The 255-nt window shown below is 47.8% G+C and carries 1 rRNA gene; it reads right to left on the reverse strand.

Features of this window, described 5'->3' with window-relative positions:
• Positions 1-255, reverse strand: a 23S ribosomal RNA gene (locus tag SKC35_RS11410); the annotation flags it as partial.

Below are 255 nucleotides of genomic sequence, written 5' to 3' on the forward strand. Positions count from 1 at the left end.
CCCAGTCTTGCCGCAACAACACTGGTTTGGGCTAATCCGCGTTCGCTCGCCACTACTTACGGAATCACTTTTGTTTTCTCTTCCTCTGCTTACTTAGATGTTTCAGTTCAGCAGGTTCGCCTCCTATATTAAATAGGATAATAGATCTTCAATCTACTGGGTTGCCCCATTCGGAAATCTTCGGATCGAAGGTCTTGTGCACCTCCCCGAAGCTTATCGCAGCTTAACACGTCCTTCATCGCCTCCAAGAGCCTA

It is taken from the genome of Aquirufa originis (assembly GCF_042714495.1).
Taxonomy (GTDB): Bacteria; Bacteroidota; Bacteroidia; order Cytophagales; family Spirosomataceae; genus Aquirufa; species Aquirufa originis.